Source organism: Micromonospora sp. NPDC023956, assembly GCF_040639195.1.
Lineage (GTDB): Bacteria > Actinomycetota > Actinomycetes > Mycobacteriales > Micromonosporaceae > Micromonospora.
This window is the reverse complement of record NZ_JBEZZN010000002.1, coordinates 677,817-694,651: the sequence shown is the minus strand read 5'-3', so window position 1 is coordinate 694,651 and position 16,835 is coordinate 677,817. Positions and strand designations below refer to the sequence as shown.

At 70.5% G+C, this 16,835-nt stretch carries 12 protein-coding genes; 6 read left to right on the top strand and 6 right to left on the bottom strand.

All coding sequences use genetic code 11. The annotated features are described in order from the left end of the window. Nucleotides 1–106: 106 nt before the first annotated feature. Together AB0F58_RS05690 and AB0F58_RS05685 are read left to right on the top strand one after the other, a co-directional pair. Nucleotides 107–892 (top strand): deoxyribonuclease IV, encoded by a 786-nt coding sequence (locus tag AB0F58_RS05690; RefSeq protein WP_357138336.1) that lies wholly within the window; start codon nt 107–109, stop codon nt 890–892. Continuing rightward, nucleotides 889–3,096: a hypothetical protein gene (locus AB0F58_RS05685; RefSeq protein WP_357138333.1), complete on the top strand. Its 2,208-nt coding sequence runs from the start codon at nt 889–891 to the stop codon at nt 3,094–3,096. Before AB0F58_RS05690 ends, AB0F58_RS05685 begins: the two co-directional genes overlap by 4 nt. Before the next feature lie 85 nt (nt 3,097–3,181). On the opposite strand, the gene AB0F58_RS05680 is transcribed toward AB0F58_RS05685, so the two are convergent. Beyond that, nucleotides 3,182–4,693 carry a glycosyltransferase 87 family protein gene (locus AB0F58_RS05680; protein WP_357138330.1) on the bottom strand — a complete coding sequence of 504 codons (1,512 nt, stop codon included), beginning with the start codon at nt 4,691–4,693 and terminating at the stop codon, nt 3,182–3,184. 400 nt (nt 4,694–5,093) lie between these two features. Between AB0F58_RS05680 and AB0F58_RS05675 the strand changes: the two genes are divergently transcribed. Next, nucleotides 5,094–5,942 carry an AfsR/SARP family transcriptional regulator gene (locus AB0F58_RS05675; RefSeq protein WP_357138326.1) on the top strand — a complete coding sequence of 283 codons (849 nt, stop codon included), beginning with the start codon at nt 5,094–5,096 and terminating at the stop codon, nt 5,940–5,942. A 237-nt stretch (nt 5,943–6,179) separates the two neighbouring features. Here the strand turns inward: AB0F58_RS05675 and AB0F58_RS05670 are convergent, their stop codons facing one another. Both AB0F58_RS05670 and AB0F58_RS05665 read right to left on the bottom strand, forming a co-directional pair. Beyond that, the gene (locus tag AB0F58_RS05670; protein WP_357138323.1) at nt 6,180–9,161 is read right to left on the bottom strand and encodes a transglycosylase domain-containing protein; all 2,982 of its coding nucleotides are present in this window, start codon (nt 9,159–9,161) and stop codon (nt 6,180–6,182) included. A gap of 193 nt (nt 9,162–9,354) precedes the next feature. Next, nucleotides 9,355–9,801: a DUF5318 domain-containing protein gene (locus AB0F58_RS05665; protein WP_357138321.1), complete on the bottom strand. Its 447-nt coding sequence runs from the start codon at nt 9,799–9,801 to the stop codon at nt 9,355–9,357. Nucleotides 9,802–9,976: 175 nt separating this feature from the next. On the opposite strand from AB0F58_RS05665, the gene AB0F58_RS05660 reads away from it, so the two are divergent. Together AB0F58_RS05660 and AB0F58_RS05655 are read left to right on the top strand one after the other, a co-directional pair. Then, on the top strand, nt 9,977–10,618 hold the full coding sequence (locus tag AB0F58_RS05660) for a PadR family transcriptional regulator (RefSeq protein WP_357138318.1): 642 nt from the start codon (nt 9,977–9,979) through the stop codon (nt 10,616–10,618). A 23-nt stretch (nt 10,619–10,641) separates the two neighbouring features. Continuing rightward, nucleotides 10,642–11,721, top strand: coding sequence for an inositol-3-phosphate synthase (locus AB0F58_RS05655; protein ID WP_357138315.1), 1,080 nt, complete (start codon nt 10,642–10,644; stop codon nt 11,719–11,721). Nucleotides 11,722–11,789: 68 nt separating this feature from the next. Here AB0F58_RS05655 and AB0F58_RS05650 read toward each other — a convergent pair whose 3' ends face one another. The 3 genes from AB0F58_RS05650 to AB0F58_RS05640 all read right to left on the bottom strand — a co-directional run bounded on the left by AB0F58_RS05650 (nt 11,790) and on the right by AB0F58_RS05640 (nt 16,110). Beyond that, nucleotides 11,790–12,371, bottom strand: coding sequence for a TetR family transcriptional regulator C-terminal domain-containing protein (locus tag AB0F58_RS05650; protein WP_357138313.1), 582 nt, complete (start codon nt 12,369–12,371; stop codon nt 11,790–11,792). 90 nt (nt 12,372–12,461) lie between these two features. Further along, nucleotides 12,462–14,855 carry a PEP/pyruvate-binding domain-containing protein gene (locus AB0F58_RS05645; RefSeq protein ID WP_357138310.1) on the bottom strand — a complete coding sequence of 798 codons (2,394 nt, stop codon included), beginning with the start codon at nt 14,853–14,855 and terminating at the stop codon, nt 12,462–12,464. Between the two features lie 220 nt (nt 14,856–15,075). Then, the gene (locus AB0F58_RS05640; RefSeq protein ID WP_357138307.1) at nt 15,076–16,110 is read right to left on the bottom strand and encodes a winged helix-turn-helix domain-containing protein; all 1,035 of its coding nucleotides are present in this window, start codon (nt 16,108–16,110) and stop codon (nt 15,076–15,078) included. Between the two features lie 200 nt (nt 16,111–16,310). Here AB0F58_RS05640 and AB0F58_RS05635 point away from each other — a divergent pair, with 200 nt between their 5' ends. Continuing rightward, nucleotides 16,311–16,772, top strand: coding sequence for a hypothetical protein (locus AB0F58_RS05635; protein ID WP_357138305.1), 462 nt, complete (start codon nt 16,311–16,313; stop codon nt 16,770–16,772). The last annotated feature ends 63 nt before the right edge of the window (nt 16,773–16,835 follow it).

The window sequence follows — 16,835 nt, the reverse complement described above, 5'->3', positions numbered from 1 at the left end:
GGCCGGGGTGACGCGGGTCGGAACGGTCCCCGGGACGGCGCGACGCAGGCTCCGCGACGCCCTTGCCGTCACCCGACGGCGGCGGCTGCCACGTAGGCTCGCCTGCATGCGTATCGGAGCCCACGTCGACTCGGCCGACCCGCTCGCGGAGGCGGCGTCCCGAGCCGCCGACGCCGTGCAGTTCTTCCTCTCCGACCCGCAGGGCTGGAAGGCACCGAAGCCGAGGGAGGACGCCGACCGCCTGCGCGCCGCGGAGGTCGACGTCTACGTCCACGCGCCGTACGTCATCAACGTCGCCACGACCAACAACCGGATCCGGATCCCGAGCCGCAAGCTCCTGCTCGGCCACGCCTCCGCCGCCGCCGCGATCGGCGCGAAAGGGCTGATCGTGCACGGTGGACACGTCAACGCCGGGGACGACATCGCGGTCGGCTTCGACAACTGGCGCAAGACCTTCGCGTACGCCGCCGAGAACGGCGGGTTCGGCGTACCGGTCCTGATCGAGAACACCGCCGGCGGGGAGAACGCCTGTGCCCGGCGGCTGGACGCCCTGGCCCGGCTCTGGGACGCGGTGGGCGGCTACGACGTCGGGTTCTGTCTGGACACCTGCCATGCCCATGCCGGCGGGGAGGACCTGCTCGACCTGGTGGACCGGGTGAAGGCGGTGACGGGCCGGATCGACCTGATCCACGCCAACAACTCCAAGGACGGCTTCGGGTCCGGCCGGGACCGGCACGACAATCTGGCCGGCGGCACCATCGACCCGGAGCTGGTGGTGGCGGTCATCCGGGCGGCCGACGCCCCGGTGATCGTGGAGACGCCGGGCGGGGCCGACGGGCAGGGCACCGACATCGCGTTCCTCCGGGAGCACCTGGGCGGGACGCCGGCATGAGCAGCGGGACGTCCGACACGACCCGGACCAGCCCCGGGCTGGGAACCGGCGGCGACCCGGCCACGACGGGAGCGACCGTGCCGGGTGCGGAGGCCACCGGCCCGGCCCCGAACGACAATCCGCCGCCGAAGGACACCCCGGCCCCGAAGGACGCTCCCAGCCCGGAAGACTCCCCGACGGCGAAGGAGACTCCGGGCCCGAAGGACACCCCGACCGCGAAGGACGATCCCGACGACGGGCAGACCGACGACGGCGAACAGGCCGAGGGCAGCAAGGGCGGCAAGGCCGAAGGCGACAAGAGCAAGGGCGACAAGGCCGAAGGCGGCAAGGTCAAGGGCGGCAGGGACCGCAGGGCGAAGGAGAGCAGCGCACAGGACAGCGGGACGAAGGACGGCAAGGACGGCACCCAGGGCACCGACGGTGAGCCGTCGGACCCCTGGCAGGCGTTCGGACCGGCCCCGGAAACCGTGCCGAGCCGGCTCCGGCGGGCGGCCCGTGCGGTCGGCCGGTTCCTGGTCCACGAGTGGACCCTGGCGACGCTCGGCTCGGTGGTGCTGGCCGTCCTGCTGACCTGGCCGACGCTGCGCTACCCGCTCCACACGATCCCGCAGGACTTCTACGACCCGGCTCTCCAGGCCTGGCAGGTCGCCTGGTCGGGGCACATCCTGCTGACCGATCCGGCCCAGTTATGGCAGGCGAACACCTTCTACCCGGAGTCGTGGAGCTTCGCCTTCTCCGACACCCTGCTCGGGTACGCCCCGGCCGGCATGATCGGCACCGGCCCCGAGGCCGCCGTACTGCGCTACAACATCCTCTTCGTGCTCGCGCACGCGCTGGCCACGTTGGGGGCGTACGCGCTGGCCCGGCAGCTCGGCGCGGGCCGGATCGGCGCGGCGGCGGCCGGGGTGGGCTACGCGTACGCGCCGTGGCTGCTGGCACAGGCCGGTCACCTGCACGTCATCTCCAACGGCGGCATCCCGCTGGCGCTGGCGATGCTGGCCCGGGGGCACGGCTGGTCGCTGCGGTACGGCTACCGCCCGAAGCGGCGGCACGCCGGGTGGGCGCTGGCCGGCTGGCTGGTCGCCGCCTGGCAGCTCAGTCTCGGCTTCGGCATCGGTCTGCCGTTCGCGTACGTGCTGGCCGGGATCGTGCTCGTCGCCACGCTCACCTGGTACCTGCGGCGGTACTGGATCCGGCCGGTCCGGCACCCGTTCGGTGCCCGGCTGCTGATCACCGACGTGGTCGGCGGTCTGGTCTTCGCCGCGACCGGCGCGCTGCTGTCCATTCCGTACTTCACCGTGGCGGAACAGCACCCGAACGCGCGGCGCAGCATCGCCGACATCGACATCTACTCGCCGCCGGCCCACGGCTTCCTGACCGCGCCGGCCGAGTCGCGGATCTGGGGAGGCCTGCACGAAGGGGCGCGGGCGGCACTGCCGTGGCATCCGGAGATGACCCTGCTGCCGGGCTTCGTGCTCTACGCGCTCGCCCTCGGTGGACTGTTCTTCTCGGTGTGGCGGCTGCGCCATCGGCTGCTGCTGCTCGCCGGGGTACTGGTCAGCATGGTGCTGGCGATGGGCACCCGGTTCTTCGGCGGCACCTTCACCTATGTCCCGCTCGTGGAGCACCTGCCCGGTTGGGACGGTATCCGGACGCCGGGTCGACTGATGCTCTGGACCACCCTGCTGCTCGGCCTGCTCGCCGCGGGTACGCTCACCGCCTTCGCCATGCGGGTACGCGAGATCGCCGCGCAGCGGATCCCGCCGTGGCCCGGACCCTGGCTGCGGACGGCGACCCTGCTGCCGCTGCTGTTGGTCGTCGTGGAGGGGCTGAACGCCACGCCGCATCCGGTGGTGCCGCCCCAACCGGCGGCGATGCGGACCGTGCCGGGGCCGGTGCTGGTGCTGCCGAGCGGGCAGAACCTCGACCAGCCGGTGATGCTCTGGACGACCACCCGGTTCCAGGACGTGGTCAACGGTGGCAGCGGGTTCACCCCGGTGAAGCTGGCCGAGACGCGGGAGGCGACCCGGACCTTCCCCGACCCGGCCAGTGTCGACTACCTGCGGCGGCTCGGGGTACGGACCGTGGTCGTCCCGCACGGGCAGGCGGCCGGCACCCCGTTCGAGACCGCCGTCGCGCTGCCGGTCGACGCGCTCGGCATCCGCCGGGAGGAGATCGGCGACGCGGTGGTCTTCCACCTCTGAGTACGGTCCGCGCACCGCTCCGGCGGGGCGCGGTGCCCCGCCCGGGAGTCAGCTCGCGGCGGGGCCGACCGGTTCCGCCCCGAGGTCAGCTCGCGGCGGCGCCGACCGGTTCCGGATCCGGTGCCGCCGATCGCTGCCGCCAGCGGGTGTACCAGGGCGCGTCCGGTGCCCCGTCGAGCATCCCGCCGTCCGGGTCGTCGGGGTAGGTGGCGCGGACCGGGTCGCGTTCGGGGTGCAGGACGTCCCGCACGATCAGCACGCAGAGCACCGCCACCGTGGCCAGTCGGAGCGTCGAGGCCAGCACGAACACGCCCTCCGGGAAGACCGGCCGGCTGGTCGCCGAGCCGAGCAGTTCCCCGTAGAACGCGGCGAAGTAGCAGACCTCGGCGACCTGCCAGGCCAGGAACGCCCCCCAGCGCGGTCGGGCCAGCACCGCCAGGGGCAGCAGCCAGAGCACGAACTGCTGGGACCAGACCTTGCTGAAGATCAGGAAGGCGGCCACCACGAGGAAGGCGAGTTGGGCCAGCCGGGGCCGGCGCGGGGCCAGCAGCGCCAGTCCGGCCACGCCGAGGCAGGCCAGCCCGAAGAGGGCGTACGAGAGATAGTTGAGCATGGGGATGTTGGCGTTCAACCACTCGAACGGCCCCTGTTCGGTCGGGCTGCCCGGGTTGATCTTCCCGTCCAGGTACCGGCCGATGTACCAGAGCGTGCCCCAGTCGATCGGTCGGGTGCTGTTCAGCTCGAAGAACCGGTCCCAGTTCTCCCGGTACGGCACGGCCACCGGCAGGTTCACCGCGACCACGGTGAGGGCCGCCGTACCGAGGGCGGTGAGTGCGGCCCGCACCTTGCCGGCGCGGAGGGCGAGGACCAGGATCGGGCCGAGGACGAAGAGCGGCCACAGTTTGGCCGCACCGGCCAGGCCGAGCAGCACCCCGGCCAGCGCCGGCCGGCTCCGGGCCCAGGCCAGCAGGCCCAGCGCGCCGAGGCCGATGGCGAGCAGGTCCCAGTTGACGGTGGCGGTGAGCAGCAGCGCCGGGGCGAGGGCGAAGAGCGCGGCGTCCCACGGTCGTCGGCGGCGCAGGGCGAGGATGACGGCGACCGTGACGACCGCGAGCGCGCCGAGTACCAGCACGTTCAGGTTGTAGAACCACATGCCCTGGTTGATGTCCGGGTTGTCGACCCCGAGGGCGTGCACCGGCAGGCCGAGCACCCCCATGAAGTACCCGGTCAGCACCGGGTACTCGACCGGGTGGTCGCGGTAGGGGACCTTGCCCTCGTTGAGGCCCTCGGCGTAGTAGAGGGCGAGCACGTCGGTGTAGCAGAACCGGGTGTACTGGATGTTGTTCTGCCAGGCCCCGTCCTGGCAGGGCGACTTCTGCACCCAGTGCAGGGCCAGGGTGAGGCAGGTCAGGGCGAGCACGATCCGCACCGCGGTCCAGAACCGCCGCTCCGACCCGGCCGGCCGGTCCAGGGCAGCCGCGTGATCACCGAGCGGGCCGCCGATGAACTGGGACGTGCCCCGGACGAACCCGTCGGACCGGGACGGATGATCGCTACGCTCGACATCGTCGATGCCAGCGGTCGGCTGCGTGCTCATGAGAAGCATCCTGCACTACGTCGATGCCGGATCGCGCCCCCTTCACAGTCCGTGAGGAATTCGGCCCTGCCCGGGTGCGGGTCGTCCGGTTCGGGGACTCCCGGTTCGCGGCGCGGGCCGTTCATCCGACCGTCGGTGCGCCTGGTGGAGGGCGTCGCAGACGTCCGTCACCCGTGGCGTCCTGCTCGTCCGCCCGCGCTGCCCCGCCCCGTTCGAGTGCACTTCGGCACTTCCCGAATGCGTCCGGGAGAATAGTCCGCCACTTCGACCCGGACCGCCGGTCGACTTCTACTCGACCACCATTTCGGCCACCATTGTCGAGCATTCGAACACCCTTGACACACATCGAGGATCGGCTATCATGTCGGCAGTAGGTCTTCAATGATCTCACGGGGGATAAATGCAATACTATTTCTTGGGTACAGTTTCTGTCGAGGAGAACGGGGCTCCGGTGCTGGTTTCCGGCTCCCGGAACCGCAACCTCCTGGCAGCACTACTACTCGACGCCAACAAGACCGTCTCCGTCGAGAGGCTGATCGACGCGGTCTGGCACCAGCAACCACCCGACACGGCGCGCCAGCAGATCCAGAATCGACTGGGTCGAATCCGTCGCCATTTCACACCGACGACCGAACAGCGGATCGTGCGGGTCGGCGGGGGATACCGCCTCGAAATCGACGAGAACAGAATTGACGGATATCGGTTCAGAGCACTCTGGGTGAAAGCCGTCCGAGCTCGCGACTCGGATCAACTCGACCACTCGGCAGAACTCTTGCGTGACGGTCTGGGCCTGTGGCGGGGATCGGCTCTCGAAGACGTCGAGTCCCCCACCCTCAGAGGCGAGGCGGTCCGTTGGAACGAGGACCGCATCAAGGTCATCGAGAGTCTCGTCGAACTGGAGTTCGCGCGCTCTCGCCACCATGCCGTGATCGCCGATCTCCGAGCCTGGATCCACGGCTATCCCTACCACGAGACCCTGCACTGCCGGCTGGCCGAGGCGCTCCACGCGACCGGCCGCACCGCCGAGGCACTGGAGGTGCTCCGGCAGTTGATCACCAGAATGGCCACGGACCTCGGTATCAACGCGGGCTCGGGAGTGAAGGAACTGCACCGTCACCTTCTCGCGTCGCCCCACGAGAAGGGGCGCCCCATCGAGTTGGCCCCGCAGGTCACGGCCGCCATCCACCAGGCGCTGGTGGAGACCAGCCGCGCTCTCACGTTGCTCAACTCCGCGATTCTCAACAGGTAGCCGCAGCCTCGACAGGTGAACCGGTGGCGCGGGACAGGCCCGGTCCGGGGCTGTCCCGCGCCACTCCGCGCCGTACCGCTGCGCGAGAGTCGTCCGTGACGAACGGCGCCGGTGGCCGGAGCAGTGCTCCGGTCACCGGCGCCGTTCTCGCACAGCCCTGGGTCGCCGTGGGAGGGCTCAGGAAAGGTCGCCCCTGTCGGCGACGACCCTCCCGGTCACCTCGTTGTCACCACCGATTCAGTCCCGGTTGGTGATCCGGGGTGACGGTGTGATCGCACCGTCACCACCACCGCCACCACCCGGACCGCCCGGCCCACCCGGACCGCCCGGCGGAGTGCCCGGGTTGGGCGGGGTGCCCGGCCCGCCGGGGGTCCCGCCCCCGCCGTCCCGGCAGAGGATGTTCAGCGGGTCGAAGCAGGGCGTGTTCGGGTTCTGACCGGGCGTCGGAGTGGTCGGTGGTGGCGGCGGAGGCTCGACGCCGTTGCCGGCGTTCACATCGCCCCTACCCGTGATGTCCGGGAGGTCGATCTTCTTCTCTCCCTTGAGCGCCGTCTCCATGTAGCGTTCCCAGACGTCCGCGGGCAGACCTCCACCGCCGATGTCGTTCTTGTTCTTGTCGAGGATCTGCGGCTTCTTCGGATCCTTGCTACCGATCCAGACGGCAGTGGCGAGTTGTGGGGTGTAGCCCACCATCCAGGCGTCCGCGTTGTTCTTGGTGTTTCCGTACTGCCAGGTGCCGGTCTTGCCGGCGGCCTGCCGGCCCTCGAGGCCGTTGTCGATGGTGCCGGGGATCTTCTTCAACACGGCGGTCACCTCACGGGCGACCTCGCGCGGGATCCGCTGCTGCCCGCGGAGCTTCGAACCGGTGCCGGGGACCTTCTCCCACTTGCCGGTTTCCTTGTTCTGCTGCTCGACCTTGAGCACGAAGTGCGCCTTGTTGTAGATGCCCTCGTTGGCCAGGGTCGCCAGGCCGTTGGCGTGGTCCAGGACGGTGATCGGGAACTGGCCGTAGGCGATGACCTCGTCGAACTTCGAGGGGGAGAGCTCGTCCGGCTCGGTCTTCATCAGGTTGTAGGCCTTCACCGGCTCCCGGGTCCACATGGTGGTCACGCCGGCCTGTCGGGCCATCGTGAGCACCTTGGCCGGCTTGATCTTGTGGGCCACGTGGTAGAAGGGCACGTTGTACGACTCGACGGTCGACTCCTCCAGCGTGCACCACCGGTTGCAGCGGCCGTTGGCGCTGACGTCCCGGCCCGCGTTGCCGATCTCGTCGGCGAAGCCCTCCGGCTTGAACGGCTTGGCGTCCCAGTGGGAATTCACCGAGATGCCCTCGTTGATCGCCGCGGCGAGGGTGTAGACCTTGAACGTCGAGCCCGGCGGGTGGCCGCCGGACAGTTCGCCGTTGGAGTCGGTGTTGAAGCCGGCGTAGTCGATGTGCGTACCGTTGTCGCCCCCGTAGTAGGCGAGCACCCGGCCGGTCTTCGGATCGATCGAGACCACCGCCGCCATCAGGTTCTTCGGCTGGTCGTAGAGCTCGGAGCCCTTCGCCGCCTGTCGCGCGGTGGCTTCCGCCGCGGCCTGCATCTTCGGGTCGAGGGTGGTGGTGATCCGGTAGCCGCCGGTACGGAGCGCGTCGACGCAGCTCACCTTCCCGGCCGCGCCCGACTCGGAGCAGACACCCCACTGCTCCAACTCCTTGCGGACGTAGTTGATGACGTTGCCGCGCGGGGAGTCCACGCCGAAGCCGTTCGACTTCTCGGCATTCATCTTCGGGAACTGGGTCGGCCGCTCGGCGGCCTTCAGCCAGCCTTCCTCCACCATGCCGCCGAGGACGTAGTTCCACCGGTCCTGGGCGGCCTTGGCTGCCTCCGGGCCCTTGGTCGGGTCGTACCCGGGGTGGGTCCCACTGGCCACCGGCTGCTTGATCACTCCGGCGAGGGCTGCGGCCTGCGCCACGTCGAGGTCCTTCGCCGACTTCCCGAAGTACGCCTTCGCCGCCGCTTCGACGCCGAACGCTCCCCGACCGAAGTAGATCGTGTTCAGGTAGTGCTGCATGATCTGGTCTTTGGAGTACTGGTCGTTCAGCTTGGAGGCGAGGATCGCCTCCTTCACCTTCCGCGCGTACGTGTCGTCCTTCATGTTCTCGTAGGCGTTCCGCGCGTACTGCTGGGTGATCGTCGAGGCGCCCTGCTTGGTGCCGCCGGTGAAGTTGTTCCAGGCGGCGCGGGCGATGCCCTTGTAGTCGACCCCGGAGTGCTCGTAGAAGTTCCGGTCCTCGGCGGCGGCCACCGCGCGCTGGACGTAGGGCGGGATGTCCTTGATCGTGACGAACTCGCGGTTCTCACTGCCCAGCTTGGCGACGAGGCCCTTCCCGTCCTTCATGAGGACGGTCGTCGCCAACGGCATCGGCACCTCGTTGGGGAGAACCACGTTGGTCGAGTAGTAGGTGAAACCCACCACGCCACCACCGACGAGCATGGTGAGGACCGCGAGGCTGGCGATCAGGATGTTCACCCGCTTGCGCCGCTTCGCCCGCCGCCGGGCGTCCGGGTCCTGACCGCCCCTGCGGCTGCGTCGGCCGGGGCCGGTCGGACCGGCGGGACCGCCGGCGTCCGGATCGGGGCCGCCGGGGGGTGAGACGCTGGCGCGGGCGACGGTCGCCCGGCCCGCCATCCCGCCGGAGGCCGCGCCGCCCACGGCGGCGGAGCCGACCGAGGCCCGACCGCTGGAGCCGCCCACCGACGCCCGCCCCGCCGAGGCGGGGCTGACCGGACGCGCCGCTCCCACGGAGGCCCGGCCGCTGGAGCCGTTGCCCACCGACGCCCGACCGGCCGGGGCACCGCCGGCTGCCGGTGGGACCGGCACCGACGCCCGGCCGGCACCGGCCCGGCCGACCGAGGCCGAGCCGGACGGGGGCGGGCTGATCGGCGGGGCCATGCCATGACGCGGAACCGAGGCACCGCCCCGGGCCACCGAGGCCGAGCCGGACACCGACGCGGAACCGGACACCGAGGCGCGTCCACTCGACCCGGCCGCCCGCGGTGTCGGGGTGGCCCGGCCGGTGGGTGTCGCCCCGTCGTGCCCGGAAGACCATCCGGTTCCCCGGTCCTCCACGCCGGGACGGCGGTACACGTCGTCCGCCCCCGACCCGGGGTCGCCGTTCGGGCCCGGAATCCGCGCCCGCCCATGCGGGGAACTGGGATCGCCGTACGAGTTCATTCCTCACACCCTGCCGGTCGCGGTGGGACGCACACGCGCCACCACCGGTTTGCCGTGAGCTGTGCCACGCGGTCTCCCCGCCCGAGTCCTCGGGACGGGAGCCGCGGTATCTGCGCCGACCGGAGGGATCCGGCCGGTTGGCTGCCGCTCGCCCCGCTCGTCGTCGTGGTCGGCAGCCGCCGAGGCGCGGAGTTCACCGTTGCGCCTCTCGCCTCCGTCGCGCGGTCGGACCACCGACCGCGTCCTGTTCCTGCCCGTCGTCCCCGCCCCCGACCAGCCCGTCCCGACCGAGCAGGAACTGCTCGACGAGGTGGTTCCAGTCACAACCGAGGCACACCTCCACCACGAAGACCTGGAACTCACGCAGAGTCATTGCCAGGACGGGTAGTTCGGCCGAGGTCCGGGCCTGGCCGGCGGACTGCTTCAGTTCGTCCCCGTAAATGTAGTGGACGAGGGTGAGGTTCTCCCGTCGGCAGATCGGACACCGTTGGTCGGTCGGATCGCCATGGAACCGGGCCGCGTTCTTCAGGTACGGCGACGCGTCACAGACGTCGTACGTACCGACCCGGCCGGAGAGAACCTCACGCAGCACCGCCCGCTTCTGGAGCGAGTAGTCCACCACCTGGCGCTGCGTACGCATGCGGCAAAGGGTACGCGCTCCGGCCTCAGGGAGCGACAATGCTCACGTTCGGTGACGACACGAATCCGCTAGCGAGTTTGCCCCGGTGCGGGTGAGCCGCTAAGTTGCGATGTATCGGTCCGATACATCGCGTCGACCACCCGGTCCGCGGCCACGGGGAGAGAGAGGATGGTCCGTGCTCGAGCTCGCCATCCTCGGCCTGCTCCAGGAGTCCCCGATGCACGGCTACGAACTCCGCAAGGAGCTCGCCGCCAAGCTGGGCGCGATCCGGGCGGCCATCAGCTACGGCTCGCTCTACCCCACGCTGCGCCGGCTCCAGGCGGCGGGGTGGATCACCGAGGCCGACGAGGCGCCGGCAACCGCCGAGGAGGTTCCCGCGCTGACCAGCCGACGTGGTCGGGTGGTCTACAAGATCACCGCCGAGGGCAAGGAACGGTTCGCCCAGCTGATCGCCCAGGCCGGTCCGGAGACCTACGACGACACCGGCTTCGGCGTGCACTTCGCGTTCTTCGCCCGCACCGACCAGGCCACCCGCCTGCGGATCCTGGAAGGCCGGCGGCGCAAGATCGAGGAGCGCCGCGAGGGGCTGCGCGACGTGCTGGCCCGGGCGGCCGAGCGCCTCGACGCGTACACCCTGGAACTTCAGCGCCACGGCCTGGACGCCTGTGAACGCGAGGTCCGCTGGCTGGAGGAGCTCATCGCCAACGAGCGCTCCGGCCGGGCCCCGACCGCCCCCGGCAGTGGGACGGCCGACGGCCGACGAGAAGACACCAACCCGCCTCCACCTGGAGAGTCCAGGAAAGAAGAGCGGCCGTGATGAGGAAGAAGGAGGCAGACGCTATGGGCTCCGTCCGCGTCGCCATCGTCGGTGTGGGTAACTGCGCCTCGTCCCTCGTACAGGGCGTGGAGTACTACCGCAACGCCGACCCGAACGATCGCGTCCCGGGTCTCATGCACGTCACCTTCGGCGACTACCACGTCTCGGACGTGCAGTTCGTCGCGGCGTTCGACGTGGACGCCAAGAAGGTGGGCATGGACCTCGCCGAGGCGATCGTGGCCAGCGAGAACAACACCATCAAGCTCTGCGACGTGCCGCCGACCGGCGTCACCGTGCAGCGCGGCCCGACCTTCGACGGTCTGGGCCAGTACTACCGCGAGATCGTCGAGGAGTCCGACGCCACCCCGGTCGACGTGGCGCAGGCGCTGCGCGACGCGCAGGTCGACGTCGTCGTCTCCTACCTGCCGGTCGGTTCCGAGCAGGCCGACAAGTTCTACGCCCAGGCGGCCATCGACGCCGGCTGCGCGTTCGTGAACGCCCTGCCGGTCTTCATCGCCTCCGACCCCGAGTGGGCCAAGAAGTTCGAGGACGCGGGCCTGCCGATCGTCGGTGACGACATCAAGAGCCAGGTCGGCGCGACCATCGTGCACCGGGCGCTGGCGAAGCTCTTCGAGGACCGGGGTGTCGAGCTGCTGCGCACGTACCAGCTCAACTTCGGCGGCAACATGGACTTCATGAACATGCTGGAGCGCAACCGGCTGGTCTCGAAGAAGATCTCGAAGACCCAGTCGGTCACCTCCCAGGTGCCGCACGAGATGGCCAAGAGCGACGTGCACATCGGCCCGTCCGACCACGTGCCGTGGCTCGACGACCGCAAGTGGGCGTACATCCGCCTGGAGGGCCGCTCCTTCGGTGACACCCCGCTCAACGCCGAGCTGAAGCTCGAGGTGTGGGACTCGCCGAACTCCGCCGGTGTCATCATCGACGCCGTCCGGGCTGCCAAGATCGCGCTGGACCGGAAGATCGGCGGCCCGATCCTGTCGGCCTCGTCGTACTTCATGAAGTCCCCGCCGGTGCAGTACGCCGACCACGACGCGCACGTCGCCGTCGAGGCGTTCATCGCCGGCGAGGTCGAGCGCTGACGCGCTGACCACCGCACACCGTCGAGGGCCGGGTCCAGAGGGACCCGGCCCTCGGGTCTGTCCGTCGCTCAGGCCTGCGGTGACGGGCCGAAGAGCAGGTCGAGGTGGGCATCCAACACGTTCATGGCCTGCTCGGTGCGGTAGTGCCCGCCCAGCAGGTAGATGCCCAACCCCTCCATGAGCGCCAACAGGCCGGCAGCGGCTTCGGTGGCGTTCGGGCGGGCAAGGACACCGGCCAGGAAGTCGAGCAGTTGCGCGGTGTCCTCGCGCAGGCTGGCCGCGGCCGACGGGCGTACCGCGGTGTAGGCGAGGAACGCCAGCGCGACCCGGCCGTCGTCGCGCGTCTGCTCGTCGAGGGGCAGCAGCGCCGCGATCATCGTCCGCAGCAGCAGCCGTGGGGGCGGGTCGTCGCCGAGCCGGGCGAGAGCGGCGTTGACCCGGATCTGGTTACGCTCCCGCACGACGTCCAGCGCGAACGCCATCATCTCGTCCTTGGTGCGGAAGTAGTGCTGCACCATCCCCGCCGAGACACCCGCCTCGGCCGCCACGTGACGCAGGCTCACCGCCTCCAGGCCACGATCTGCGGCGACCCGCATCAACGCGTCCGCGATCAGCGATCGTCGCTCCTGGTGGTCGACCTTCCTGGGCACGTCACCGATGGTTCCACAGCGCGGGCGCGCCGACGTGCGCGGACCGGCCCGGCGCCGGCCCCGCCGCTGACCGGTGCCCCGGCGTTCCCCTCACTCGACGGTGACCGTTCCGGCCGCGCCGTCGACCGTGACGATCTGCCCGGTGGAGATCCGCCGGGTGGCACCGGGTACGCAGATGACGGCGGGAATGCCGTACTCACGCGCCACGGTCGGGCCGTGGGCCATGACCGCGCCGGTTTCGCTGACCAGTGCGCCGGCGGTGAGGAAGAGCGGGGTCCAGCCGGGGTCGGTGGTCGCGGTGACCAGGATCTCGCCCGGTTCGACATGCGCGGTCCCCGGGTCGTGGACGACCCGGGCCGGGCCCGTCACCCGACCCGCCGCCGCTCCCACGCCGGTGAGCGCGCCCTCCGTCGGGGGTGCCGGCAGGACGGCCTCGACGTCGGTGCCGTCGGAGAGCAGGGCCACCGGTACGTGCCGGCGGGCCAGCTCCCTCCGGTGCACCGCCCGGCGGACGACGACCGTGGCCCGGTGGTCCTCGTCGCGGTGGACGGCACCGTGCACCTCGTCGAGGGTCAGGAACATGACGTCGTCCGGCTGGTCCAGCAGGCCGGCGCCGGTCAGGTCGGCGCCGACGAGCAGCAGTTGACGCCGCATCTCCCGTAGCTGGTACAGGCCGGCGAACTTGCCCGCCTCGCGCAGACCGGCCAGCGACCGCGCCCGACGGAGCAGGAATCCGGCGATCCGGCCGCGCACCGGCCGGCGGCGACGGGCCCGGGTGACGAGTTCGCGCAGGGTTTCCTCGGCGATCGCGGCGGCGCGGTCGAAACGACGGTCGGGCGCCTGCTCCGGGTCGGTGACCCGCAGGTAGTTGGCGATCATGGCGAAGACGGGTGCGGGGTCCTCGTCCCAGCGCGGCACGCCGAGGTCCACCTCGGCCACCCCGCGGTGACCGTAGGTGTCGAGGAACGCCGCCAGGCCGATCTCCGGGAGCGTGCCGCGCAGGTACCGCTCGGCCAGGTCGTCCGGCGGGGTGTCGAGCAGGAGTTGGCGGTGCTCGTCGGCGCGTCGGGCAAGTTGCCAGAGCGCCAGGTTCATCTCGATGGTGACGTTGTGCGGCATCCCACCCATCACCGCGTGGATCTCGCCGGGACCGGCGACGCCCTTGAGCAGGTGGGCCGGCAACGCGGCGGCGAGCATGCCGGCAGCGATCGGCCAGACGAGGTCGTCCGGGCTCTCGTCCGCCTCCTGCGCCCGCACGAAACGCAGCCGCTCGGCGGCGGTGGTCAGCCCGACGGGCGCGACCGCGTCGAGCCGCAGCCGCTCGACGGCGTCGAACAACCGGATCCGCGCCGCGTCCGGTCGGACCAGGGTCCCGACGATCCCGGTCACCGCCCGCACGGCCGTCCGCAGCGGTGCGGCGCCCGCTGCGCGGGCGCGGTCCTCGGCTGCCCTGCGCGGGGCGAAGCGCGGATCCGTCAGCACGTGCCGCATGACCGCCTGGGCCCGGGGACCGAAGTCCACCGCCAGCAGTCTGACCAGTTGTCTCCGGCCGGCCCTGCTGACGGCCATGTCCGTCAGGTCGCCGTAGAGGCGTCCGCCGATGTCGACGATCTCGGCCCGGACGCCGAGCGGGGCGAGCATCGCCGCCACCAGCGACTTCAGGGTGGACATCCCCATCGGGGTGACCGGCTGCCGCATCCCCTGCACGTGACCGAACTCCAGGTAGACCCGGGGCAGGGGCCCGCCGGTGGCCGGGGGCAGCGGGAACAGCGTGGTGATCGGCCGGGACTGGAGCAGCCACCGGACCCCTTGCCGGTCGTACGCCCACTCCACGTCCTGTGGGCAGCCGAACCGGTCCTGGAGCCGCTGGCCGGTGTCCCACAGCTCCGCCAGCCGCGCCGCTGTCAGGCACCCCTGTCCCTGCTGGTCCGGGCCGTCGAGCACGTAGTGGTCCACCGCGCCGGTACCGTCCACCACGGCCGGGCCGGGACCGGGGGCGGCGTCGACCACCATCTCGGTGCGGCAGCCGGTCACCGGGTTGGCGGTGAACAACACCCCCGCCACCTCGGCGGTGACCATCCGTTGCACGATGACGGCCATCCGTACCGTCCCGCCGTCGACGTCGCGGGCGTCGCGGTAGGCGGTCGCCCGGTCGCCGTGCAACGAGCCCCAGCACCGGGCGATCGCGGCGATCAGGTCGGTGGCGCCCGTGACGTCGAGGACGGTGTCGTACTGGCCGGCGAAGCTCGCCTCCGGCAGGTCCTCCGCGGTCGCGCTGGAGCGCACCGCCACCGGTCCCGCACCGAGCCGCTGGTACGCGTCGACGATCTCCGTTTCCGGGATGACGCCGAGCCGGTGCGCCTCGGTGGTGACGCAGAACCCGTCCGGAACCCGTTCGCCCTGCCGGATCAGCTCACCCAGACCGACCGCCTTGCCGCCCACCAACCCGGCGAGGTCGACGGTCACCTCCGACAACGCGATCACCTGCACGTTCGACCCCCGACTTTTACAATACGACTGCATCGTGACAACCGTAGCCGGTTGGCAAGACGACTGCAATGCAAAAGGGATCCGCTGTCCGGACGGGTCGACCGACAAGCGCCAGGACCAGGCGCGTCGGAGTGTCAGCCGGGCCTCCGACGCCGGCAGCACCACCGGGCGGCGGGCCGGTGGGTTCGTCGAATCCCGCGTACGACCACGCGACTCACGCGTTGTCGACCAGCGAACCCGCCCGCTCGGTGCGTTGGTACAACACATGGCGGCCGTCCTGGTGCCGGCTGACCAGCCGGGCACGGCGCAGAGCACTCAGGTGGTAGGAGATGGTGCTGGCCGCCACCCCGTGCCGGGTGGCCAGTTCCTTGGTCGACCGGGCGATCGCGAGGTCGGACAGGAGGACCGTACGCATGGCGCCGATCACCTCGGGGAGCCCCGCAGGATCGCGGCGGTCGACGGTGCCGAGGCGGTTCGTCGGGTAGTACACCGTCGTTTGGGGCACGCGATCCACCTGGAACATGAGGGTCGGCCAGCTCAGCGCGGTGGCGGCCAACACGAAGTCATGATCGGACAGGTCGACCACATGATCGTGGTGGGTGTCGATCGTCAGGGAATCGCCGATCCAGTGCACTGACGGGTGCAGTCCGTCGAACACCCGGCCGACGCCGTGCCGGGCCGCCGCCCTCGACCGCTCGGCGATGTCCCGGTCCAGGACGGTGTGCAACGAGGGCCAGTCGTCGTGGAGCGTCTCGCGCCAGAATCTCGCGATGCCGGCGGCGAGCCGCCGTGGCAGTCCTCCCGACTCGGCGAGCCGGCGGATCCGCGTAGGGAGCGGACGGCCCGCGTGCGCCTCGACAGTGCCGAGGACCTGGGCTTCGACGTCGTTCTGTCCGGTGGCCTCGATCTCGGCGAGCTGTGTGTCCAGGATCCTCTCCGCCGGCCCGGTGCGCGGCTGCGGTGTCAACAGATCCGGCATGTAGGAGGTGGTGCCCGCCGTCAACAGGTCGACGAGCAGTTCCACATCAGGATGCCGGAGGGCACCCCTGGCACCGGGGCCGGGGGCGCCGAACACCGGATGCCGCCGGGCGGTCGCCGCCAACTTCAGCCACTCCACCGCCTCGATCGCCGGCGAGACCGACAGCCGGGTACGGCTCAAGGTCTGCACCCCGAACACCAGCCGGATCATGGCTGTGATTATACGTCGATTGCTCTCGATTCGAATCAGCTCGAATCCTTCGCTGTCCAACGGATCTTAATGCATCGTTTGACGTGTCCGGCGGAACTACCGCCGGGCATACCGGGATCCACCGCGCCACGTCGGCAACCATCGCGTCCGTTGCCGACACCCGAACCATTTTCCACGACCGCGAGGAGGACCGCGATGCCGGCGGCTGCACTGCACCGAACACAAAGTCGGCCCGCGGACCAACAAGGAGGAGAACGACCATGAAGAAGAAGAGAATCAGTCGGCTTCTCGCCGCAGGACTGATGTCCGCGCTGATGGCGCTGGTCGCCCTTCCCCAGGCCGCACTCGCCTCCGTCGGTTTCGGACCGATCGAGGCCAGTGGGGGCGGGATGAGCGTCACCTGGTGGGGCGTCTGGGAGAACAGCAACCGCATGAACGACATCGACATCACGCTCTGCGATACTGCCCCCGACAACTCGAACGAGGCGACCGCGGCGCTCATGGTGGCCCTGCGGAATCCGAGCACCGGCGCGATCAGCTATCAGACCCCGGGCGCGAGACTGAAAGTCCCCCAGTACGGCGGCCCCTGTGTCATCAACGATCCGGTCTGGAGTCTGGGTTACTCCCCGCAACAGATCTGGGCGGTGTCCGTGCAGTTCTGGGGAGACGGGGCACCCAGCAACGTCTGGAGCACACGCTGGGTCTACAACCCCTACCTCTGATCACGAAAGCGCGGCTGCCCGGTAAGTCACATCCGCCCGGAGTGCTACTACTCAGCGGGCCGG

What these genes read in the sequence shown, in the direction of transcription:
- AB0F58_RS05690 (WP_357138336.1), top strand. Translation starts at nt 107, where the DNA reads ATGCGTATCGGAGCCCACGTCGACTCGGCCGACCCGCTCGCGGAGGCG.
- AB0F58_RS05685 (WP_357138333.1), top strand. Translation starts at nt 889, where the DNA reads ATGAGCAGCGGGACGTCCGACACGACCCGGACCAGCCCCGGGCTGGGA.
- AB0F58_RS05680 (WP_357138330.1), bottom strand. Translation starts at nt 4,693, where the DNA reads ATGAGCACGCAGCCGACCGCTGGCATCGACGATGTCGAGCGTAGCGAT.
- AB0F58_RS05675 (WP_357138326.1), top strand. Translation starts at nt 5,094, where the DNA reads ATGCAATACTATTTCTTGGGTACAGTTTCTGTCGAGGAGAACGGGGCT.
- AB0F58_RS05670 (WP_357138323.1), bottom strand. Translation starts at nt 9,161, where the DNA reads ATGAACTCGTACGGCGATCCCAGTTCCCCGCATGGGCGGGCGCGGATT.
- AB0F58_RS05665 (WP_357138321.1), bottom strand. Translation starts at nt 9,801, where the DNA reads ATGCGTACGCAGCGCCAGGTGGTGGACTACTCGCTCCAGAAGCGGGCG.
- AB0F58_RS05655 (WP_357138315.1), top strand. Translation starts at nt 10,642, where the DNA reads ATGGGCTCCGTCCGCGTCGCCATCGTCGGTGTGGGTAACTGCGCCTCG.
- AB0F58_RS05635 (WP_357138305.1), top strand. Translation starts at nt 16,311, where the DNA reads ATGAAGAAGAAGAGAATCAGTCGGCTTCTCGCCGCAGGACTGATGTCC.